A 21,012-nucleotide genomic window follows, 5' to 3' on the forward strand; every position below is an offset into this window, starting at 1 on the left:
GCATGGCTGTTGCAGAACTTACAATCGATCTCGGGGCGCTTTGTGCCAATTGGCGCGCGCTCTCTTCCCTGTCGCAACTCGACACCGGCGCGGTGGTCAAAGCGGATGCCTATGGGCTTGGCTTGGCACAGGTGGCGCCCGTTCTGGCTCAGGCCGGGGCGCGGCAATTCTTTGTCGCCGCCTGTGAAGAAGGCTCCGCCCTGCGCGACATTCTCGGCTCAGGGCCCGAGATTTTTGTGTTCTCCGGGCATATGGAGGGCGACACCGATCTGATCCGCAATGCGAAATTGACGCCCCTGCTCAATTCCATCGACCAAATGCTGCGCCATGTCGAGGCTCTGCCGGGCCATAGTTTCGGCCTCCAACTCGACACCGGCATGAACAGGTTGGGCATGGAAGACGCCGAATGGCGCGCCTTGCGCGACATCGCGTTGGCCCAACGCCCGGCCTTGGTGATGAGCCACCTGGCCTGCGCCGACACCCCGGCCCATCCGATGAACCGCCATCAGCTGCAAAACTTTGTCGACATGACCGATGAGATTGACGCACCGCGTTCTCTTGCGGCGACGGGTGGCATTTTGCTGGGCGAAGAATACCATTTTGACCTCACCCGCCCCGGCATTGGCCTCTATGGCGGCTTGCCCTATACCGATGCCCGGTCGGTCGCGACCCTTTCGGTTCCGGTCATTCAAACCCGCGACGTGATGCCCGGCGAAACCGTTGGCTATTCCAACACCTGGACCGCCGACAAACCCACCCGCGTCGCAACCATTGCCGCAGGCTATGCCGATGGGATCATTCGCGCCATTGGCAAGGATGCCTGGCTCTGGGCTGGTGATGTGCGCTGCAAGGTTTTGGGACGCGTCTCCATGGATATGATCGCCGTTGACGTCACCGATCTCGACGAAGAACCTCTCGCGCTCGACCTGCTAAATTCACGCCAAGGTGTTGATTCTGTTGCAGATTGGGCCGGAACCATCGGTTATGAGATCCTCACGAATTTGGGCGGGCGCTACAAACGCCGCTATCTGCCCGCATGATTTTGTTGCATCCAATCGGAGCCTTGGGCCGCGCCTTTTTGCAAAGCTTGGCCGCCATTGGCCGGGTGTCGATCTTTGCGTTTCAGGCGCTGTTCCACATCATCCGCCCGCCGTTTTACGGACGCGAATTTGCGCTGGCCTTGCTCAATATCGGCTGGCTGTCCTTGCCTGTTGTTGGTCTCACCGCAATTTTCACTGGCGCGGCTTTGGCCTTACAAATCTATTCCGGCGGCGCGCGCTTCAACGCCGAAGCCGTGGTGCCTCAGATCGTTGGCATCGGCATGGTGCGCGAATTGGGGCCGGTGCTTGTCGGCCTGATGATCGCGGCGCGCGTCACCTCTTCGATCGCCGCTGAAATCGCTACGATGAAGGTCACCGAACAGATCGACGCGCTTGTCACCCTGTCGACGAACCCGATGAAATACCTCGTGGCCCCGCGCGTTCTTGCGGCGCTCATCGTCGTGCCCGTGTTGGTTGGCGTCGGTGACACCATCGGCATTTTTGGCGGCTGGATCGTCGCCACTGGCTCGCTCGGCTTTAACCCCGCCACCTATCTGAAAAACACCGTCGACTTTCTTGAGGCACTCGACATCATCTCGTCGCTGGTCAAAGGCTGCGTCTTTGGCGGCATCGCGGCGTTGATGGGCTGCTATTACGGCATGCATTCCGGTCGCGGAGCCCAAGGCGTGGGCCGCGCCACCAAAGGCTCCGTCGAAGCCGCCGCCATCCTAATCCTTGCGGCCAACTTCCTGCTGACCGGAGCGTTTTTCTCACTATGATTGATCTCATCCACGTCGAAAAATCCTTTGGGGCGAACCACGTATTGCGCGGGGTTAATCTTACGATTGAACAAGGATCATCGATGGTCGTCATCGGCGGATCAGGCACCGGCAAATCGGTTTTGCTCAAATCTGTCCTTGGTCTCGTGCGCCCAGATGCCGGTGTGATCACGCTGGATGGCCAAGACGTCACCACCGGCGACCGCGACGCATTTCTGGCGCGCTTTGGCATGCTTTTTCAGGGCGGCGCGCTCTTTGACAGCCTCACGGTCTGGCAAAACGTCGCCTTTCGCCTGCTGCGCGGCTCGCTCAAACGCCCCAAGGACGAAGCCCGCGACATCGCCATCGAAAAGCTGCGCCGCGTCGGCCTGAAACCGGATGTGGCTGACCGCTTCCCCGCCGAACTCTCGGGCGGCATGCAAAAGCGTGTCGGCCTTGCCCGCGCCATCGCCGCCGAACCCGAAATCATCTTTTTCGACGAACCAACAACCGGCCTCGATCCCATCATGTCCGGCGTGATCAACGATTTGATCCGCGAGATTGTCGTTGAAATGGGCGCCACCGCCATGACCATCACCCATGACATGACCAGCGTGCGCGCCATCGCCGACCATGTCGCCATGCTTCATGACGGGGTTATTCAATGGACCGGTCCGGTCACCGACCTCGACCAAAGCGGTGATCCGTTTGTTGAGCAATTCATCTCGGGCCGCGCCGAAGGCCCGATCGAAGCCATCAGGTAAGGGTGACAAAATGACGTTTTTCGAACCAAGCCCGGTGCTGCTCGCCTTCATCTTCTACAAAAAGTTCGTGTTTTTAGAACTGCTTGCTGTCCTTGCGCTCATTCGCGTCCTCGTTGGGCCTGGCATTGCGCGTTGGCCCGCGCTCTTTGCGCTCCTGATGTCACTTGGCGGCATCGCCACCATCTTTGCCCCCGCCGCAGGCATCGCCCAAGGCGATCTTTATGTCTCTGCCGCGCAATTCATGGCCGAAGGCGGGGGCATGGCGGCTCTCTTGGTGCCCTCTGCGCTTTTCCTGATCTGCACCATGACACCGCGGGCGCGCTGGCGCTGGCTTGATGTGCTTCACATCGCCTTGCTGGCCATCCTTCTTGGCCTGTGGTGGTGGACAAACTAAAACAGGGTCTGGAAACCGGGCACTCCTGCGCTTAAGTGCCTGACATGCGTTGGTTAAATCTTCTCCTGTTGGTCTTGTACCCGATCTCGTGGTTCGCGCCGCTGCTGCGCGCTGGCTTGCTACCATTCTTTGGGCTTTCCGAAATCAGTGTGATTTCTGGCCTGCAGTCTCTCTGGGGCACCGACGTGTTTCTGGCCCTGATCGTCACCCTGTTTGCGCTCTTTGCACCGATGCTCAAAGCCATCGGCTTGGCTCTGGTCCAATTCAGCCTTCTAGACCGCAAGACCCTGCCAATCCTAAATCTTTTGGGAAAATTCGCCATGGCGGATATCTTCCTTGTGGCGCTCTACATCACGCTGTCCAAGGGTATGGGGGTTGGCACAATCGAAACCGCTTGGGGCCTCTATTTGTTCACCGCCTGCATCCTCGGATCAATCCTTTTGGGTGCCTTTGAGGCCCGCAAACCTGTGGCGCCGATCAAACAGGTATCTTAAATAGAATAATTCCCCTCAAATATTTCCCCCTTTTTATCAGGATCGGCATAAACTCGCCGATGAGCTGCCGCTCTATTGTGAGTATTTTGGGGGATTTTGATCCTATGTCGACCACGCACCCTGTTGCAGGGCTGTTTCGTGATGTCATGCAACGCCTTGCTTTTGGACTGATTATTGCTCTGGCACTTGGGCTGGCAGGGTATTCTATTGCCTGTGCCTTTGATCTGGCACCTTGGCTCGAACTGCCCCTTGGCTTTGGCGATCAAATCTATCTGGAGGCTGGAAAATATATCCAAATCGGCCTGTCCGTGCTGGCTTTGGCGCTGTGTTTCTTCTTGCCGACCAATGCCCGGATCATGACGCTCGAAGCCTCCCATCGCAGTTTTCACATGGGCATGAAGGACGTCGCCTCGGCCTATGCCCTGTCTCACCAATCGGATCGCCAAGGCGTTTTTGAACTCAAGGGAGAGTTCGATTCAATCCGCGAACGCATCGCCTTTTTGCGCGATCACCCGGATTTGGCCGATCTGGAACCCTCGGTTCTCGAACTCGCCTCCCAGATGAGCCACGTCAGTCGCGAATTGGCCATCACCTATTCCGACGCCAAAGTTGCACGCGCCCGTGATTTCCTGATTGCCCGACAACAAGAGATCGCCCTGTTCAATGAACGCCTCGACAGCGCCAAATCTGCCGCGATCGAAATCCGCAATTGGAGCGAACAGGTCGAGATGGACGAAGCCATCGCCCGCGCCCAATTGGACCGCCTCAAAGATGAGCTGTCCGACCTGATGCCAGAGCTGCAGCGCGCCCTTGATGGCGATTTCATCCCCGCTGCGGCACCGGCGCTGACGTCTCACTCGGCCGAAACCGCGCTTCAACAGGATGATGTGGACATGGCCCTGGCCACCGACAACATCACCGTTCTGCCCCGCGCTGCGGAATAACCCCAGCCCCCATTGGCGCGCCCGCCGCAATCAGGCATAACCGCCCTGCCCTGACCCATCGGGGTGTGTCAAAACAGGACGTGACATGGCCAAATCTGCGACAACCTTTGTGTGCCAATCCTGCGGTGCCTCCAGTTCCAAATGGTCTGGGCGCTGCGAGGCCTGCGGTGAATGGAACACCATCGTCGAAGAAAAACCGCTAAGCCAAGGCCCGTCGAAAAAGTCGCTTGGGGCCATGCGTGGCCGGGCCATCCCCCTGACCGATCTCTCCACCAAAGAGGCCCCGCCGCCGCGCACCGCCTCCAAACTTGACGAACTCGACCGGGTTTTGGGCGGCGGTTTGGTGCCTGCCAGTGCTGTTTTGGTCGGCGGTGATCCCGGCATCGGAAAATCGACTCTGCTGCTTCAGGCGGCGGCGGCCTTTGCCAAAGCAGGTCTCAAAGTCATCTATATTTCCGGCGAAGAAGCCTCGGCCCAGGTCCGTCTGCGCGCCCAGCGTCTCAACCTCACCGATGCGCCGGTCAAACTGGCCACCGAAACCAGCCTGCGCGACATTCTCACCACCCTCGACGAAGAAGAACCCGATCTCGCCATCGTCGATTCGATCCAAACCATGTGGGCCGACAATGTCGACAGCGCCCCCGGCTCGGTCTCGCAGGTTCGCGCCGCCGCGCATGAGCTCACCACCTTTGCCAAAAGCCGCGGCTCGGCGGTGATCATGGTGGGCCATGTCACCAAAGACGGCCAAATCGCTGGCCCGCGCGTTGTCGAACATATGGTCGACACGGTTCTGTATTTCGAAGGCGAACGCGGCCACCAATTCCGCATCCTGCGCAGCGTCAAAAACCGCTTTGGGCCTGCCGACGAAATCGGTGTGTTTGAAATGACCGGCGGTGGCCTCTCCGAAGTCACGAATCCGTCCGCCCTGTTCCTATCGGAACGCGGCCAACCGGCCCCCGGTTCGGTGGTGTTTTCCGGCATCGAAGGCACCCGCCCGGTCATGGTGGAATTCCAGGCCCTCGTCTCACCCTCTCCCCACAGTCAACCGCGCCGCTCGGTCGTTGGTTGGGATGGCTCGCGTTTGGCGATGATCCTCGCGGTGCTCGAATCGCGCTGTGGCATTCCTTTTGCCGGGCTTGATGTGTACCTGAATGTCGCCGGTGGAATGCGTGTGAACGAACCTGCCGCTGATTTGGCCGTCGCCGCTGCGCTGCTTTCCGCCCGCGAAGACACCTCTCTTCCGGCTGAAACTGTGGTTTTTGGGGAAATAAGCCTCTCTGGGGCGTTGCGTCCGGTGTCACAGACCGAAAATCGGTTGAAAGAAGCGCAAAAACTTGGTTTCAGCAAAGCAATCATTCCAACCGGGGGCAAAGCCACCGCGACGAAGGACATGGCGCTGACCCGGATGGGCGACTTAACCACATTCGTGGGCGAGGTTTTTGGCGCCGGATAAGGCGCGAACAGGATAAGGGGCGAGCAGGCTCATGGAAGGTTTTACAATCGTAGACGGCGTGGTTGTGGCGGTCATCGTCCTCTCAGCGCTTTTGGCATATTCACGCGGGCTGGTGCGCGAATGCCTCGCCATTGGCGGCTGGATCGTCGCCGGGGTGCTGGCCTTTATGTTCGTCGATCAGGTGCAACCGCTGGTCAAAGAAGTGCCCGTTGTCGGCAACTTCCTCGGCGACAATTGCATCCTCTCGCTCATCGCCGCCTTTGCTGCGATCATGACAGTCGCCCTTGTGGTCCTGTCGCTGTTCAACCCGTTCTTTGCCTCGCTGGTGCAACGCTCGGTGCTCGGCGGCCTTGATCAGGCGCTTGGCTTCTTCTTTGGCGTCGCCCGTGGCATCGTCTTGGTGGCCGTGGCCTTCTTTGTCTACGAAGTCGCCATCACCTCCCAAGACATTCCCATGATCGACGACAGCCGCTCGGCTGCGGTGTTCAGCCAGTTCACCGACAAGGTCGAAGAGCAAGACCCAGAACAGGCCGTCAGCTGGATCACCGCCCAGTACGAAAGCCTCGTCGGCACCTGCGACGCCCCAACCCTGTAAGCCCCAACAGGCCAACGACACAGCTCAAAAACATGGCCCTAAAACAGTCCAAAGCCTGCCAAGGGAAACCTCGGCAGGCTTTTTCATGCGCGACGCTGTCATGCCCGATACGCCCCCCCCCTCTGCTTGCCAATTTCCGTATTGCCCCCGTTGCCCTATCGTCGTGCGCTCCATTGGGGCCACGCGATGGCAAGCTTTTTGCCCTTCAAACCGCGCAAGGCCTGACCCGGCCCCGGTTTTTTGTGACCCACATCAGGCCATTTTTGTCGACAGCCCCTGTTCTTGTGGGGGCGAAGGGCCGTGTCCTCAGGGGGGGGTGATGTCCTTCAAAATCCTAAGACAGACCCGCAAAACCCTTAAATACAGGCATTCACCATATTGCAGTGCAGAAAAACCGCACCCTATCCGAAAGAATTGTGATCCTTTCGTGACACCAGCCTCAGGGTCGCCTATGACGGGGCCGAACACTCGCGACAGGATTCGGAGCTGCCCTTGCCCGACGGTATAATGCCCCCCGCCCACCCGTTCGATTTCGACGCTGTAAACAGCGACGGAGACAAACTCAAAGAAGAATGCGGCATCTTCGGTGCTGTTGGCGTGACTGACGCTGCCAACTTTGTGGCGCTCGGTTTACATGCCCTCCAACACCGAGGCCAAGAAGCTGGCGGGATCGTGACACACGACCCAGAGCATGGTTTCAACTCGGCGCGACGCTTTGGATACGTCCGGGACAACTTTACTTCTCAACGGCTTATGGAAACATTGCCTGGCCCGATTGGCATCGGTCATGTGCGCTATTCCACCGCCGGTTCCAAGGGGGCCGCCATCCGGGATGTGCAGCCTTTCTTTGGCGAATTCTCCATGGGGGGCGCGGCGATTGCCCATAACGGCAATATCACCAATGCCGATGCCCTGCGTCGCGAATTGGTTGAGCGTGGCTCCATTTTTCAGTCCTCATCGGACAGTGAATGTATCATCCACCTGATGGCCCGCAGCCTACAGCGCAACATCCCTGAGCGGATGGAAGACGCGCTGCGCCGTGTCGAAGGTGCTTTTTCCATCGTCGCCATGACGCGCACCAAACTGATCGGTGTGCGTGACCCCTTGGGGGTGCGCCCCTTGGTACTTGGCAAAGTTGGCGATGGCTGGTGTCTGGCCTCAGAAACCTGTGCGCTCGACATCATTGGTGCCGACTATGTGCGCGAAATTGAGCCGGGCGAAATGGTGGTGATCACCGCCGATGAGGGCGTTCAAAGCCATCATCCTTTCCGCCCGCAACCCTCGAAATTCTGCATCTTTGAGCACGTCTATTTCTCGCGTCCTGACAGCATCATAGGCGGTCAATCGGTCTATGAAACCCGCCGTCAGATTGGTGTCGAATTGGCGCGCGAAAATCCGGTAGAAGCCGATCTGGTCTGTCCAGTGCCCGATAGCGGTACGCCTGCGGCGATTGGTTTTGCCCACGAAAGCGGTATTCCGTACGGCATGGGTATTATCCGCAACCAATACATGGGCCGGACCTTTATCGAACCGACCGAACACATCCGCAACATGGGGGTGCGTTTGAAGCTGAACGTCAACCGCGCGCTGATCAAAGGCAAGCGGGTGATCCTGGTGGATGACTCGGTTGTGCGCGGGACAACATCGCGCAAAATCAAGGAGATGATCCTTGATGCCGGTGCTGCCGAGGTGCATTTCCGCATTGCGTCGCCCCCGACGGCTTGGCCCTGTTTCTACGGTGTTGATACCCCCCAACGCGAAAAACTACTGGCGGCGACAATGACCGAAGAAGAGATGCGCACGCATCTTGGTGTCGACAGCCTCAAGTTCATTTCGCTTGATGGTCTCTACCGCGCGGTCGGCGAAGCCAAAGGCCGCAAAGCCGATTGCCCGCAGTATTGCGACGCCTGCTTCTCGGGCGAATATCCGGTCGAACCGGCGGATATGATCAAGAAGGGCTTTGTGATGAAGGCCGCCGAGTAACCCCTTGGGTCACACCATTTGTACGAGGCGCGTATGTTTTCACGATTTGCTGCTTTCCAAAGCCTGACGATAGCATTGTTTTTGACCATGGCGACCACGCAGGCCGCCATGGCCGAACCCAAAATGGTCGTTGATTTGTTTGGTCAAACTGCGCAGTTCAGACCACCGCCATGGGTCAACTCGCGAGACCTCGATGCAAAGCAGGCTAAAGATTTCGAGACGGCACGCCAAAACGGCAAATCAGCGAATGGTACGAACTTCTTCCTGTTGGAATTCATCCCTAAAGGCGAGAGTTTTAGTAACTGGTCGCAGCTTTATGCGATCACGGCTGAAACGCCTTTGTCCGGCACAGTCGAAGCCTATCTTGATGGGCAGATCCGAACCTACAAGAAAGCATGCACCAAAATCGGTGTTCAGAAACTGGTAAAGAAAAGAACCAATCAGGTCGCTGTTATCCTTTGCGAGGCATATCGGCACCAGCCATCCAAAGGCGAAATCGCAGTTTTTTCCTATGTGAAGACCGACAAGACACTGATCAAGCATTACCATCATACGCGCTCAAAGGCCTTTAAATTGTCGAACAGGACATCAATTCCGCTATCGAGCCGCGAGGTTCTCGACATCGCCGACCGGTTAGGCGATTTGAAACTGACAGGCGGGTAATCTGATGTCCCTTCTTGCTCTTGATAGCCGCTGGCGGCGTTTCAACGATGACACCCGTCAATGCCCCTGCTGCGGTCAATCCTTCAGCGGGATTTACGACCTTGGCTATGACCACCCGGATGACTGGCCGCATGGTCCGCGCAAGGATCAGGATGTGGTGCAAGTGGGGGACGATGCCCTTAACAGCGACATGTGCCGTTTTGATGGCCGCTACTTTTTGCGCTGCGTCTTGCCGCTACCGGTTCGCGGTGCTGACGATCACATGAGTTTTGGCCCCTGGGCCGAAGTCTCAGAAGACACCGTGCAGGCCTATAGCGCCACTTATGGGGCTGATCCCAAACCCTTTTCGGGTGGCGAGGGCCTCTTGGCCAATGCTTTACCCGGCTTTGAGGATAGCGCACAGACCGCTGTAACCTTGGCCGGAACATCCCCGGCGGAGCGCCCCGCCCTCTCTGCAATCGACGGGGATTTGGCCGAGGCACAAGCAAATGGCATCTCGTTTGACGAGTTGCTCGATATCTATGCCGCCGCAGGCAATGACTTGCGTCCGCATTTGACCCAAGATTGATATGTCAGACGATCCGATCCGCTTTCGCCCCCACCATTTCCTGTGTTCCCTCGGGTTTCAGGGCGAAGGGTACTCGGACGCCTTCACAGCCAATATGCGCGCCATTGTCATGGGCCGCCTGCGCGCACCCGGAGGCCGAGACACCAAGATCAAGCTGACTGGTTTTGCCGACGACATCTGTGGCCCCTGCCCCAAACGTCAGGGTCGGCTTTGCACAAATCAACAATCCATCGCCCAGCTTGATCGCGCCCACGCCGCGGCCCTAAATCTCAAACCGCACGAGGTTCTTACTTGGGATGAGGCCCTCACCCGGATCAAAGATAACGTCCCGCCCGGCTCGCTTTCAACGATTTGCGCGGGCTGCCAATGGCTCGAATACGGCCTCTGCGAAGACGCTCTGCAACGCCTGCATGACCAAGACGAAGGCTAGGGCCAGCACCCATTCACTGTGCGCCGCCCCAAAGGGCAAAGGCAACGGCACAACCTCAGCGGCGCGCGCGCCTCGCCATGACAAAATCGTGGCTTGGGAAAGCAAACCACCGACCTTACAGAGTTTTCTTTGCTGAGACCGAATAATTAATAAGTCCAAACCCTTGGCACGTCTCTCTCGGCTACACGTGCCAAAGGTTTCTTCTTTCGATAGGTATCTTTGGGCGAATTTGCGCATCGGGCCAAGAGGGCGCGCCCCCTTTCCGCCCACCTCTGGCGATTGCGAGACGCACAAAAAACGCCGCCCCAAAGCCATGGGACGGCGCTATTATTGATCTCTGCTTAGCGATTAACGCTTGGCAAGAAAGCTCCAGCCACCGGCCATGATCACAGCAGCCAAAACAGCTTTGACAGCGTCACCGATCAGGAACGGCTGAATGAAATAGGCCCAGTAGTAAGCACCGAACTCTTTGCCGATCCATGTGCCTTCGAGGCCCGTCACTTTGGCAACGGCCATCGGCCATGCGATGCCGGGAACATAGAGCAGAGCCGAGACAGCCAAGGCAACCAGCGCCGTAGAAACAACGCCTTTGGCGATGCCACGGTCAGCCGCAAGGCCCGCCAGAAACGCAACGCCAACAAAGCCAACGAGGAAACCAGCGGTCGGACCAAAGAAGGCCGCGCCGTTACCTGCATTTGCGAAAACCGGAAGGCCCATCGCGCCTTCGGCAAGGTAAGTGATCAGAGCCAAGGCCCCCAAACGTGCGCCAAGCGTGAAGCCAACCAGCAAGATTGCCAATGTTTGCAAGGTCATTGGGACCGGGAACATTGGAACGCTGATTTGTGCCGCCATAGCGATGAAAAGTGATGCACCGAAAACGAGCCCGGCCTGTTTGATGACAGACTGTTGGCCCAGAACGGAGTGAGAAAGGCTAGACATGCGCGCCCCCTTCTTTGAATTAAAGACCCCTCTGTCATGCGGGCGGGCGTGGCAGGTGTCAAGGCAAGCACTGGCCCTCAGAGGCATGTTAGCGTGCCCATTGGCTGCAAAACTTGCAAATTTTGCGACGCGACTGCTTTGCAAAGCCCTAGCCTGTGGTGATTGCGCCATCTTGACCTTTGCGCCAAAGCGCGACAAACCCGGCGCATGACAGAGCCAAAGACACAAATCGCCCTTATCACCGGTGCCTCACGCGGGCTTGGTTTCGCACTCGCCGAAGCGCTTGCGCCTGAATATCATATTGTCGCGGTGGCCCGCACCGTTGGTGGTCTTGAAGATCTTGATGACCGGATCAAGGCCAAAGGCGGTGATGCGACGTTGGCTCCTATGGATATCACCAATCGCGATGCGATGGCGCATCTGTGCCGCTCGATCTTTGATCGTTGGGGGCAAATTGCGCTTTGGGCCCACACTGCCATTCACGCCGCACCGCTGACACCTGCGTCACATATGGATCAAAAGGATTGGACCAAATCCCTGTCGATCAATGTCGATGCCATGGCCCATATGATCCCCTTTGTTGCGCCCTTGTTGGGCACCCAAGGTCACGCGATGTTCTTTGACGATCCGCATGGCGGGGAGCAGTATTACGGTCATTACGGCACCACCAAAACCGCCCAAATGGCGCTGGCGCGAACATGGGCGGCCGAAACGGCGAAGACCGGCCCTCGGGTGGTGATCCAGCAACCTGCCCCTATGGCCACAGCCCTGCGCGCCCGGTTCCATCCCGGCGAAGATCGCGCACCGCTGGCCTCTCCCCATGACGAAGCGCAGCGCTTGCTCACACACATGCGATCTGCGCAGGCCTGAGCAGAGGCAGACCCATCCCTTAGGTTTTTGCACTCTGTGTGGGCGACATGCGTCTCCGCTTGTGCCCTCATGTGCCACCATAGCTGACAAATCCGCTCTCGCCTCAATGATGATAATGATAATGATGCGCCAAAGTCGTGACACAGCCGCGCGGGCAAATCACAGCTTGCGGTCTGAAAAAGACGCTTCCCGATCCGGGTGACAACTTGAAGGAGCCGCTTGGGCCTTGCAGGCTTGCCCCACAGCGAATCATTGCCTATGGAGAAGCAAACACCAAACAGGCAGTCCCATGCGCATTCTCATCACCAATGACGACGGCATCAACGCGCCGGGTCTCAAAATTCTTGACGCTATCGCCCAAGACATCGCAGGCCCGGAGGGAGAAGTCTGGACCGTGGCCCCCGCTTTCGAGCAATCGGGCGTGGGTCACTGCATTTCCTACACCCACCCGACGATGATTGCCCAAATGGGCGAACGCCGCTACGCCGCCGAAGGCAGCCCGGCCGATTGCGTGCTGGCAGGTGTGCACGACGTGCTCAAAGACACGCCGCCCGACCTGGTGTTATCCGGGGTGAACCGAGGCAATAACTCGGCGGAAAACACGCTCTATTCGGGCACCATCGGCGCAGCCCTCGAAGCCGCCCTCCAGGGGCTGCCCGCCATTGCCTTGTCGCAGTATTATGGCCCCGACAACAGCACATTGGACAACCCGTTTGAGGCGGCGGCGATCCACGGTGCCGATGTTGTCCGCAAGATTCTTGCGGCTGATCCCCAAAATCAAACCGGCTATCGGCTTTTCTACAACGTTAATTTCCCGCCCATTCCGGCCTCTGAGGTCAAAGGAACTGCCATCGCCCCACAGGGGCTGCGCGCTGATACGAATTTCTCGGTCGAACCCCATAACGCCCCGTCCGGGCGACGTTTTCTTTGGGTGCGGGGCGGCGATCAACGCGCGCCATCCGATGCAGGTAGCGATGCAGAGCGCAATTTGGCAGGCTATATCTCGGTCACTCCGATGCGTGCAGATCTGACCGCCCACGATGCCCTCTCTGCTTTGAAAGACGCCTTCGCATGAGTTTCGACGCCGAAGCCAAGATGCAGTTCCTCTTTGCGTTGCGATCCAAAGGGGTGACCGACAACAAAGTCCTGTCAGTGATGGAACGCGTCGATCGTGGCGATTTTATCCAAGGCTATTTCACCGATCGCGCATATGAAGACATGCCGCTGCCGATTGCCTGCGGTCAGACCATCTCTCAGCCCTCTGTTGTCGCCCTGATGACCCAGGCGCTGAATGTTGGACCGCGTGACAAGGTGCTCGAAGTGGGCACCGGTTCGGGCTATCAGGCGGCTGTGCTCGCGCTGTTGGCGCGCCGGGTCTATACAGTCGACCGCCATCGCCGCCTTGTCAAAGCCGCCTCCAAGGCTTTTGACAAAATGGAGCTGAGCAATATCACCGCCTTTACGGCCGATGGCAGCTTTGGGTTGCCCGATCAGGCCCCGTTTGATCGCATCATAGTGACCGCCGCCGCCGAAGACCCGCCCGGACCGCTCTTGGCGCAGCTCAAGATTGGCGGTATCATGGTTGTACCGGTGGGCCAGTCGGACACCGTCCAGCACCTGATCCGTGTCACGCGGCACGAAGACGGCTTTGACTACGACGAGTTGCGCCCAGTGCGTTTTGTGCCGCTGGTCGAAGGTTTGGGCAAAGACTGATCCATCGCTTAAGGCGGTGAAAGGACGCTCCGGCAACAAGGGGCGCGTATGAGGAAATCGAGATGACAGCCAGAACCCGAAATGTATCGGCCCCCGTCTTGGGCGTCGTCCTTGGTATAGCGCTCAGCGCCTGTTCCCAACCCATTGATCTGGATTTGCGCGGCAAAATCGGCGGATCGGTTGACACGTCGGCAGCCGCCCTGAAAGCCACTGAAAATCGGCCCAAACCCGACAATCGCGGCATTATTTCCTATCCGAATTATCAGGTTGCTCTGGCCAAACGCGGTGACACGCTTGCCAGTCTGGCGGAACGTATCGGCCTGCCAGCAGACGAATTGGCCAAGTATAATGGCATGAAAATCAACGACCCGCTGCGCAAGGGGGAATTGGTTGCCCTGCCCCGCCGTGTGACCGAACCTTCGGCTGCGACAGGCGCTGACATCGCGGGCCCGATCAAACCCGCTGCAACTGTTGATGTTGCCACCCTCGCCGGAAGCGCAATTGAGCGCGCGGCCTCGACCACGCCGGTGGTCAAAGATGGCATCAGCGGTGTTGAACCCGTTCGCCACCAGGTCGCTCGTGGCGAAACCGCCTTTACGATTGCCCGGCTCTATGATGTATCGCCGCGCTCGCTGGCCGAATGGAACGGGCTCGACAAAAGCTTCGCAGTGCGCGAAGGCCAATTCCTGTTGATCCCTGTGGTTCAAAAAGCGCCCGAGGCCGCCCCAAGGACACGCGAAATTCCCGAACCCGGCACAGGCACGCCGACGCCAACCCCACCTTCAGCGTCCAAGCCGCTTCCAGATGTGACACCGCCGCCCGCCACAGCGGCGGCAGGTGCCGCAACCGCCGTCACCAAGCCTGATCCGAAACCTGCAAAACCAGTCGCAGATGTAGGTGAGGCCAAACCCTCAGGTTCGGACATGGTGATGCCAGTCCAAGGCAGCATTATCCGCGATTATGCCAAGGGGCGGAACGAAGGTATTGATATTTCGGCCAGCGCCGGTAGCCCAGTCAAAGCCGCCGCGTCGGGCAAGGTTGCCTCGATCAGCACCACTGCCGAAGGGGTGAAATTCCTGCTGGTGCGTCACCCCGGCGATCTGATCACCGTGTACACCCATCTCGACAATATCACTGTGAAAAAGGGCGACGCCGTCAGCCGTGGACAATCTATTGGCAAGGTCCGCTCGGGCGATCCGTCGTTCTTGCATTTCGAAGTCCGCAAGGGCTTTGAAAGCACGGACCCAATGGCCTATCTGCCTTAACCTATTGCCAAGCAAACCAAAAAACGCCCTCCTATCCCGGAGGGCGTTTTCTTTTGAAACGCAGCGCGTGAGTCCTGTTTAGGCTTCGGCAGTTAGTCCGACGGCTTCGATCCCGGTGGTTCCGGCAAGGGCATCGTTCTCCGATGTGTCCCCGGTCACCCCAACGGCACCGATCACGCTTCCATCACTGCCACGCACCAAAATGCCGCCGGGCACCGGGATGAGCCGTCCGCCATAGGCACCATTTGCCGCTGCGATAAAATAGGCCTGAGCTTCTGCCCGCGCCATTTGAGCCGTTCCGGCCATGCCAAGCATGACACATCCATAGGCTTTGCCCATCGCGATCTCATACCGGCCCGGCGCGGCTCCATCAGAGCGTTCAAAGGCCAACACATGCCCGCCAGCATCCACCACAATCACAGAAAGCGGCTTCATTCCTGCCGCGTCCCCGGCATCCATTGCGCCACGAATAATCCCGCGAGCCTGTTCCAAGCTAATCATTTAAGGAGCCCCTTGTTTTGAATGGAAGATATTGGTTCTTTTGACATTTGAGGACGACCACAGCCACGCGCGGTGGTCGCCCTCGATCTCGGACTGTGCCGCTTTTTAGGTGCTGGCTTTCAACTCCAACCGGCGTCGGTGCAACACAGGCTCGGTGTAACCAGAGGGCTGAACCCGGCCCTCAAACACCAGATCACAGGCGGCCTTAAACGCTATCCCATCAAACGCAGGAGCCATGGCAACATAGCTGGCGTCACCCGCATTCTGACGGTCCACAACCTCGGCCATCTGCTTCATGATCGCCATCACCGCCTCTTGTGAGATCACCCCGTGGTGGAGCCAATTGGCGATATGCTGCGAGGAAATCCGGCAGGTCGCCCGGTCTTCCATCAAACCGACATCATTGATGTCTGGCACTTTGGAACAGCCCACACCGGCATCCACCCAGCGCACAACATAGCCCAAAATCCCCTGTGCGTTGTTTTCAACTTCACGGCGAATTTGTTCCTCGGACCAATTGCGATAAGTCGCCAAAGGAATCTCAAGAACAGTATCCACATGGGCGCGGCGGCCCCCCTTGCGAAGTTGCTCCTGAACCGCAAAAACGCTCACCTTATGGTAATGTAGCGCATGCAAGGTTGCAGCCGTTGGCGACGGCACCCAAGCACAGTTTGCCCCTGCCTTGGGGTGCTCGATCTTTGTCTCTAGCATTGCGGCCATTTTGTCGGGCATGGCCCACATGCCTTTGCCAATTTGCGCCCGACCAGACAGGCCACATTCCAAGCCAATATCGACGTTGCGGTTTTCATAGCCGCCGATCCAAGCCTTGCGTTTGATGAAATCCTTGCGCGAAAACGGCCCAGCTTCCATCGAAGTATGGATTTCATCGCCAGTGCGATCCAGGAAACCAGTATTGATAAACGCCACGCGTGATTTTGCCGCTCGGATACATTCCTTGAGGTTCACCGTCGTGCGGCGTTCTTCGTCCATGATCCCGAGCTTGACGGTGTTCGCAGGCAAACCGAGAACGGATTCAACACGGGTAAAGGTTTCGTCTGCAAAGGAAACCTCCTCAGGTCCATGCATCTTGGGTTTGACAACGTAAACAGACCCATGGTGCGAATTTCGCATCCCGTCTGTCTTGCCCAGGTCATGTTTGGCGATCATCACGGTGATCATCGCATCCATCAAACCTTCGAAAATCTCGCTCCCATCGCGCAGCAAAATCGCCGGATTGGTCATCAGATGGCCCACGTTGCGCACCAGCAACAAAGCGCGCCCCTTGAGGCTGATTTCACCGCCATCCGCGCCGGTATAAACCGGGTCAGCGTTCAGCTTGCGTTCGACCAATGCCCCGCCTTTTTGGAAGCTTTCGGTGAGATCACCGCGCATCAAGCCCAACCAATTCTTGTAGGCTTGAACCTTGTCTTCAGCATCCACACAGGCCACGGAATCTTCGCAATCCATGATTGCAGAAACTGCACTTTCCAGCCGCACATCGGCCAACCCGGCCTGATCGTGCGCCCCAATGACATGCGTGCGGTCAAATACCAGTTCGACATGCAACCCATTGTTGCACAGGAGAACCGCATCTGGCGCCTTAGGATGGCCGCGGAACCCGATAAACTTGGACGCATCCGCCAAGGGGCGTTCGTCAACCAAAAGCGCCCCACCCTGCACGTGATAGCGGCGGGCATCGGCGTGACTTAGGCCTTCGATCGGAAACGCTTCGTCCAGAAAGCCCCGCGCCCGTGCGATAACACGCGCGCCGTGACCTTTGTCATAGCCGCCTTTTGGAGGCAGGGTTCCCATGGCATCGGTGCCGTACAACCCGTCATACAGGCTTCCCCATCGGGCGTTCGCCGCGTTCAGGGCATAGCGCGCATTGGTGATCGGAACCACCAACTGTGGGCCGGGCACCGTGGCAATTTCGGGGTCAGTGTTGGCCGTATCAATCTCAAAATCAGCGCCTTCAGGCAGCAGATATCCGATCTCGGTCAGGAACGCTTTGTAGGATTTATGATCATGTGGCGCATCGCGATTGGCGATGTGCCATGCATCAATTTGCGCTTGAATGGTTTCACGCTTTTCCAATAGCGCAGCGTTGCGCGGCCCAAAGTCATGCGCAAGGTCCGACAAGCCCTGCCAAAAAGCATCAGGCGCGACATCTGTCCCCGGCAACGCTTGGGTTTCAACAAAATCAGCAAGCTCAGCGGCCACTTGCAGGCCAAAACGTTCGACGCGATCAGACACGGGCGACTCCCTTTATGCGTTGGATGTTGCCATGGATAGAGAAAAAATTTCCGATAGGCAACAAAGGTGGTCAGAAAGTATTACCAAAGTAAAAAGGCCCCACAAGGGGGCCCTTTCTTATAGGTTCTTAAAACTGAGATTGATAATCAGGCAGCTTCGTCTTCTGAGACCTGCATGGCCCAAAGCAGCGCATAGCGCCCGGATTTGCTTAACAATTCATCATGGGTGCCTTCTTCGACGACTTCCCCAGCATGCAAGACCACAATTCGATCAGCATCCGACACGGTCGAGAGCCGGTGCGCGATGGTGATCACCGTGCGCCCTTCCCCGGCCCGTTTCAGCGCCCCCTGAATAGAGGCTTCGGTTTCGGTGTCGAGCGCCGAAGTCGCCTCATCCAGCAACAGAATCGGCGGGTTCTTTAGCAAGGTCCGCGCGATGCCAACCCGTTGCTTTTCCCCCCCCGACAGTTTGAGACCACGTTCGCCAACCGGCGTGTCATAACCGTCCGGTAGATCGGCGATAAAGTCATGAATTTGTGCGGCTTTTGCAGCGTCGATGATTTGTTCTTCGGTAGCTCCGTCGCGGCCATAGGCAATGTTGTAGCGGATCGTATCGTTGAACAACACGGTGTCCTGAGGCACCACACCGATGGCACTGTGCAGGCTGTCTTGGGTGATGTCCCGCACATCCTGACCGTCAATTTTCACAGAACCGCCTCCGACATCGTAAAACCGAAACAACAGCCGTCCGATGGTGGATTTTCCCGACCCAGACGCCCCCACCAAGGCCACGCTTTCACCGGCTCCGACCTGAAGGCTAACGCCTTTGAGGATCGGCCGCGCTGCGTCATATCCAAAATGAACATCCCTCAGCTCAACCACGCCGCCCTGCACAAAAAGCTCTGGCGCATCGGGTTTGTCAGCGACTTCGCGCGGTTGTTCCAGAAGATTGAACATCTCGCCCATATCCACCAGAGCCTGACGAATTTCGCGGTAAACCGTGCCAAGAAAGTTCAACGGCATGGTGATTTGGATCATATAGGCGTTGACCATGACAAAATCGCCCACGGTCAGCGCACCGTTTTGCACGCCAATCGCCGCCATCACCATCACCGCAATCAAGCCAGTGGTGATGATCACCGATTGGCCAAAATTCAACATGGCCAAGGAGGTCGACGTCTTGATTGCCGCCTCTTCATAGCCTTTCATCGCTTCGTCATAGCGAAAGGCTTCGCGGCTCTCTGCACCAAAGTATTTGACGGTTTCAAAGTTGAGCAAACTGTCGATGGCCTTTTGGTTGGCATCGGTGTCCTGCGCATTCATCTTGCGACGCAGTTTCACCCGCCATTCTGTCACCTTGAAGGTGAACGCCACATAGGCGGCAATCACAACGGACACGACAGCCAGATACCAAACGTCGAACATGTAGAACAAAACACCGCCGACGAGCATCAGTTCCAGCGCCAACGGCCCGATTGAAAACAACAAAAACCGCAACAGGAATTCGACACCTTTGACACCGCGTTCGATAATTCGGCTCAGGCCGCCGGTTTTCCGACCAATGTGATAGCGCATCGACAGGTTGTGGATATGGGTAAAGGTTTCCAGTGCAAGCGCTCTGAGCGCACGCTGCCCGACCTTGGCGAAAACCGCATCGCGCAGTTGCTGAAACCCGACCGTCATCAGTCGTGCGATCCCATAAGCCAGCGTCAACCCCACAGCACCAATGACTAGATCCGACACATCACCGGATAAACGATCAACAGCGGCTTTATAAAACAGAGGCGTTGTGGCGGCGATCAGCTTTGAGAGCAGCAAAAACGCCATGGCGATGACCACGCGCCGTTTGACCCACATTTGCCCATCGGGCCATAAATACGGCCAGACACGCCGGATAACCCGGAGGCCGGATTGACGTTCTTCGGCAGACGTTTCGTCTGTATCACTGGCTGGCGGCATTGCGGGCTCCTGCTTGGGTCATGCGATAGGTAAGCCATTCAATCCCAAGTGACCAGATTGCTAAACGCCTTGCGGTCTGTGCAAAAACGCACAATAGCCGGATTTTGGCGTATCGGCGTGCCGGGCCTCAGATCAAAGCCTGAGATCAAAAACCGCTGATCAAAACCGCCGATCAAAATCGGTGTTCAAAGCGCGCGTAAACCTGCCCATTGGCGGACAGAGTTACGTGCGGTGCGGCGGGGGGGTTATTCTGGTAGATCGAACACTTGGCCGGGATAGATCAGATCAGGATCGCCGATCCGATCGCGGTTCGCTTCAAAAACGCGCACATAGTCCTTGCCTTCACCGTACCGATTGGTCGAGATTTCCCAAAGCGTGTGGCCGGGTTGTACCGTGATGGAGCGAACCGCGCCTGATCCCGTCCCCAACGCATTGGCCAGGAGTTCCGCACTTTCGCGCAGGAACGGGCTTTCCAATCGGGCCGTTACCGCACCGGTGGCATCGATCTGGTCCACGCGCAGCGTATAGGTGCCGGTGTCCACTTCTGGCAACTCCACCCGCCAACGCCCATCGGCCTGAATACGAGAAGTCGTGACAGGCGTATTGTCGAGATAGACCCGAACCGACGATGCTTCGGAACCACGCCCTGCCAACAAAACTTCGCCAGCTTCATCGTAACTGATTGAATCCAAGGCCACTTCGCCCGGTGACACAGGGGCAGTTTGCAACACTTCGACACCACGAGCTGAGGACATCAAAACCGTTGGCGGTAAAAGCTTGGCCGGAGCTGCGGCCTCGTCCGGCTCGTCCCGCGCATCTTGTGCAGGAGGGGCCAAAACAGCGGGCGTTCCGCTTTCAAGGGCAGCAACTTGCTGCGGCTCGGCCGGGGCTGTTGGTTCCTTGGTGGCCACAATTGGAGCGGCCGCAGGGCTATCTTTGGGAGCGTCTTCAGCCTGATCGGCGACGACGTCAACGGTGTCTGGTGTCTGGTCGGGTGCGGTCTTTGGCTCTGCGTCTGGCGTGACTTGCGCGACCACCGGCTCTTGTGTCGGGGTTTGATCGACTGGAACGGCGGGCGTTACAATGACTTGCTCTTCCGACATGGCGTCGCCTGCGGGTGTGTCATTGCGCAACGTGAGAACCGATGCTTCCCCGGCATTTGGCAGATCAACAAAGGTTACAAAGCGACCGTCGAGCCCGACATCCACCGTCTCGGCGGTTTCGCCATCAACCAAGACATTCAATTTGGTGCCCGGCTCTGCAACCCCCGCCACCAATGTGCTGCCATCGGTTTCGGCCCGGACAATATCAAACCGAGGCGCTGGCACGGTCGCAGCCTTTGGTTCAGGTTGAGCAACCTGATCGGACTCGGCAACTGGCTCCGCAACGGGTGCGGCCTCAGCCACTGGCTCTGGCTCCGCAACGGG

Annotated in this window: 21 protein-coding genes; 16 read left to right on the forward strand and 5 right to left on the reverse strand. The window is 57.9% G+C overall.

Annotated elements, in window-relative coordinates:
• Positions 1–2: 2 nt before the first annotated feature.
• The 12 genes from alr (at position 3) to ACRBB0_RS01845 (ending at position 10,086) form a co-directional block, all read left to right on the forward strand.
• Positions 3–1,040: an alanine racemase gene (gene alr / locus ACRBB0_RS01790; protein ID WP_431372678.1), complete on the forward strand. Its 1,038-nt coding sequence runs from the start codon at positions 3–5 to the stop codon at positions 1,038–1,040.
• Complete coding sequence (locus ACRBB0_RS01795) at positions 1,037–1,819, forward strand: MlaE family ABC transporter permease (protein WP_431372679.1); 783 nt, start codon at positions 1,037–1,039, stop codon at positions 1,817–1,819. The genes alr and ACRBB0_RS01795 overlap by 4 nt, the downstream gene beginning before the upstream one ends.
• The gene (locus ACRBB0_RS01800; protein ID WP_431372680.1) at positions 1,816–2,562 is read left to right on the forward strand and encodes an ABC transporter ATP-binding protein; all 747 of its coding nucleotides are present in this window, start codon (positions 1,816–1,818) and stop codon (positions 2,560–2,562) included. Before ACRBB0_RS01795 ends, ACRBB0_RS01800 begins: the two co-directional genes overlap by 4 nt.
• Positions 2,563–2,572: 10 nt before the next feature.
• Positions 2,573–2,956 (forward strand): hypothetical protein, encoded by a 384-nt coding sequence (locus ACRBB0_RS01805; RefSeq protein WP_431372681.1) that lies wholly within the window; start codon positions 2,573–2,575, stop codon positions 2,954–2,956.
• A 44-nt stretch (positions 2,957–3,000) separates the two neighbouring features.
• On the forward strand, positions 3,001–3,450 hold the full coding sequence (locus ACRBB0_RS01810) for a paraquat-inducible protein A (protein ID WP_431372682.1): 450 nt from the start codon (positions 3,001–3,003) through the stop codon (positions 3,448–3,450).
• Between the two features lie 104 nt (positions 3,451–3,554).
• On the forward strand, positions 3,555–4,394 hold the full coding sequence (locus ACRBB0_RS01815; protein ID WP_431372683.1) for a DNA repair protein: 840 nt from the start codon (positions 3,555–3,557) through the stop codon (positions 4,392–4,394).
• An 85-nt stretch (positions 4,395–4,479) separates the two neighbouring features.
• Positions 4,480–5,847, forward strand: coding sequence for a DNA repair protein RadA (gene radA, locus ACRBB0_RS01820; RefSeq protein ID WP_431372684.1), 1,368 nt, complete (start codon positions 4,480–4,482; stop codon positions 5,845–5,847).
• 31 nt (positions 5,848–5,878) lie between these two features.
• Positions 5,879–6,442, forward strand: a complete 564-nt coding sequence (locus tag ACRBB0_RS01825) for a CvpA family protein (RefSeq protein ID WP_431372685.1) — start codon at positions 5,879–5,881, stop codon at positions 6,440–6,442.
• 507 nt (positions 6,443–6,949) lie between these two features.
• Positions 6,950–8,425 carry an amidophosphoribosyltransferase gene (purF, locus tag ACRBB0_RS01830; protein WP_431372713.1) on the forward strand — a complete coding sequence of 492 codons (1,476 nt, stop codon included), beginning with the start codon at positions 6,950–6,952 and terminating at the stop codon, positions 8,423–8,425.
• 33 nt (positions 8,426–8,458) lie between these two features.
• Positions 8,459–9,088: a hypothetical protein gene (locus tag ACRBB0_RS01835; protein ID WP_431372686.1), complete on the forward strand. Its 630-nt coding sequence runs from the start codon at positions 8,459–8,461 to the stop codon at positions 9,086–9,088.
• A 4-nt stretch (positions 9,089–9,092) separates the two neighbouring features.
• Entirely contained in the window at positions 9,093–9,656 is a 564-nt protein-coding gene (locus tag ACRBB0_RS01840) for a DUF2199 domain-containing protein (protein ID WP_431372687.1), read from the forward strand.
• A gap of 1 nt (position 9,657) precedes the next feature.
• The gene (locus ACRBB0_RS01845) at positions 9,658–10,086 is read left to right on the forward strand and encodes a DUF1284 domain-containing protein (protein ID WP_431372688.1); all 429 of its coding nucleotides are present in this window, start codon (positions 9,658–9,660) and stop codon (positions 10,084–10,086) included.
• 348 nt (positions 10,087–10,434) lie between these two features.
• On the opposite strand, the gene ACRBB0_RS01850 is transcribed toward ACRBB0_RS01845, so the two are convergent.
• Entirely contained in the window at positions 10,435–11,025 is a 591-nt protein-coding gene (locus ACRBB0_RS01850) for a biotin transporter BioY (RefSeq protein WP_431372689.1), read from the reverse strand.
• 207 nt (positions 11,026–11,232) lie between these two features.
• Between ACRBB0_RS01850 and ACRBB0_RS01855 the strand changes: the two genes are divergently transcribed.
• The 4 genes from ACRBB0_RS01855 (at position 11,233) to ACRBB0_RS01870 (ending at position 14,873) form a co-directional block, all read left to right on the forward strand.
• Positions 11,233–11,895, forward strand: coding sequence for an SDR family NAD(P)-dependent oxidoreductase (locus tag ACRBB0_RS01855; RefSeq protein WP_431372690.1), 663 nt, complete (start codon positions 11,233–11,235; stop codon positions 11,893–11,895).
• A gap of 289 nt (positions 11,896–12,184) precedes the next feature.
• A complete protein-coding gene (gene surE / locus ACRBB0_RS01860; RefSeq protein ID WP_431372691.1) occupies positions 12,185–12,970 on the forward strand; it encodes a 5'/3'-nucleotidase SurE in 786 nt (261 codons plus the stop codon).
• A complete protein-coding gene (locus ACRBB0_RS01865) occupies positions 12,967–13,608 on the forward strand; it encodes a protein-L-isoaspartate(D-aspartate) O-methyltransferase (protein WP_431372692.1) in 642 nt (213 codons plus the stop codon). Before surE ends, ACRBB0_RS01865 begins: the two co-directional genes overlap by 4 nt.
• Positions 13,609–13,670: 62 nt before the next feature.
• Entirely contained in the window at positions 13,671–14,873 is a 1,203-nt protein-coding gene (locus ACRBB0_RS01870; RefSeq protein WP_431372693.1) for a peptidoglycan DD-metalloendopeptidase family protein, read from the forward strand.
• Positions 14,874–14,951: 78 nt separating this feature from the next.
• Here ACRBB0_RS01870 and ACRBB0_RS01875 read toward each other — a convergent pair whose 3' ends face one another.
• The 4 genes from ACRBB0_RS01875 to ACRBB0_RS01890 all read right to left on the reverse strand — a co-directional run.
• Positions 14,952–15,374: a GlcG/HbpS family heme-binding protein gene (locus ACRBB0_RS01875; RefSeq protein ID WP_431372694.1), complete on the reverse strand. Its 423-nt coding sequence runs from the start codon at positions 15,372–15,374 to the stop codon at positions 14,952–14,954.
• Between the two features lie 105 nt (positions 15,375–15,479).
• Positions 15,480–17,627 (reverse strand): malate synthase G, encoded by a 2,148-nt coding sequence (locus ACRBB0_RS01880; RefSeq protein WP_431372695.1) that lies wholly within the window; start codon positions 17,625–17,627, stop codon positions 15,480–15,482.
• A 146-nt stretch (positions 17,628–17,773) separates the two neighbouring features.
• A complete protein-coding gene (locus ACRBB0_RS01885; protein ID WP_431372696.1) occupies positions 17,774–19,585 on the reverse strand; it encodes an ABCB family ABC transporter ATP-binding protein/permease in 1,812 nt (603 codons plus the stop codon).
• Positions 19,586–19,830: 245 nt separating this feature from the next.
• Positions 19,831–21,012, reverse strand: a 1,182-nt coding sequence (locus tag ACRBB0_RS01890) for a LysM peptidoglycan-binding domain-containing protein (protein ID WP_431372697.1), incomplete at its 5' end; no start/stop codon positions are given.

It is taken from the genome of Pelagimonas sp. (assembly GCF_050633425.1).
In the GTDB taxonomy this organism is placed as follows: Bacteria; Pseudomonadota; Alphaproteobacteria; order Rhodobacterales; family Rhodobacteraceae; genus Pelagimonas.

Excerpts from the sequence above, each read along its gene's own strand:
- ACRBB0_RS01835 (WP_431372686.1), top strand. The coding sequence starts at position 8,459 with ATGTTTTCACGATTTGCTGCTTTCCAAAGCCTGACGATAGCATTGTTT.
- ACRBB0_RS01885 (WP_431372696.1), bottom strand. The coding sequence starts at position 19,585 with ATGCCGCCAGCCAGTGATACAGACGAAACGTCTGCCGAAGAACGTCAA.
- ACRBB0_RS01800 (WP_431372680.1), top strand. The coding sequence starts at position 1,816 with ATGATTGATCTCATCCACGTCGAAAAATCCTTTGGGGCGAACCACGTA.
- ACRBB0_RS01850 (WP_431372689.1), bottom strand. The coding sequence starts at position 11,025 with ATGTCTAGCCTTTCTCACTCCGTTCTGGGCCAACAGTCTGTCATCAAA.
- purF (WP_431372713.1), top strand. The coding sequence starts at position 6,950 with ATGCCCCCCGCCCACCCGTTCGATTTCGACGCTGTAAACAGCGACGGA.
- ACRBB0_RS01845 (WP_431372688.1), top strand. The coding sequence starts at position 9,658 with ATGTCAGACGATCCGATCCGCTTTCGCCCCCACCATTTCCTGTGTTCC.
- ACRBB0_RS01870 (WP_431372693.1), top strand. The coding sequence starts at position 13,671 with ATGACAGCCAGAACCCGAAATGTATCGGCCCCCGTCTTGGGCGTCGTC.
- ACRBB0_RS01810 (WP_431372682.1), top strand. The coding sequence starts at position 3,001 with ATGCGTTGGTTAAATCTTCTCCTGTTGGTCTTGTACCCGATCTCGTGG.
- ACRBB0_RS01840 (WP_431372687.1), top strand. The coding sequence starts at position 9,093 with ATGTCCCTTCTTGCTCTTGATAGCCGCTGGCGGCGTTTCAACGATGAC.
- ACRBB0_RS01855 (WP_431372690.1), top strand. The coding sequence starts at position 11,233 with ATGACAGAGCCAAAGACACAAATCGCCCTTATCACCGGTGCCTCACGC.
- ACRBB0_RS01875 (WP_431372694.1), bottom strand. The coding sequence starts at position 15,374 with ATGATTAGCTTGGAACAGGCTCGCGGGATTATTCGTGGCGCAATGGAT.
- ACRBB0_RS01865 (WP_431372692.1), top strand. The coding sequence starts at position 12,967 with ATGAGTTTCGACGCCGAAGCCAAGATGCAGTTCCTCTTTGCGTTGCGA.
- ACRBB0_RS01805 (WP_431372681.1), top strand. The coding sequence starts at position 2,573 with ATGACGTTTTTCGAACCAAGCCCGGTGCTGCTCGCCTTCATCTTCTAC.
- ACRBB0_RS01795 (WP_431372679.1), top strand. The coding sequence starts at position 1,037 with ATGATTTTGTTGCATCCAATCGGAGCCTTGGGCCGCGCCTTTTTGCAA.
- radA (WP_431372684.1), top strand. The coding sequence starts at position 4,480 with ATGGCCAAATCTGCGACAACCTTTGTGTGCCAATCCTGCGGTGCCTCC.
- alr (WP_431372678.1), top strand. The coding sequence starts at position 3 with ATGGCTGTTGCAGAACTTACAATCGATCTCGGGGCGCTTTGTGCCAAT.
- surE (WP_431372691.1), top strand. The coding sequence starts at position 12,185 with ATGCGCATTCTCATCACCAATGACGACGGCATCAACGCGCCGGGTCTC.
- ACRBB0_RS01815 (WP_431372683.1), top strand. The coding sequence starts at position 3,555 with ATGTCGACCACGCACCCTGTTGCAGGGCTGTTTCGTGATGTCATGCAA.
- ACRBB0_RS01825 (WP_431372685.1), top strand. The coding sequence starts at position 5,879 with ATGGAAGGTTTTACAATCGTAGACGGCGTGGTTGTGGCGGTCATCGTC.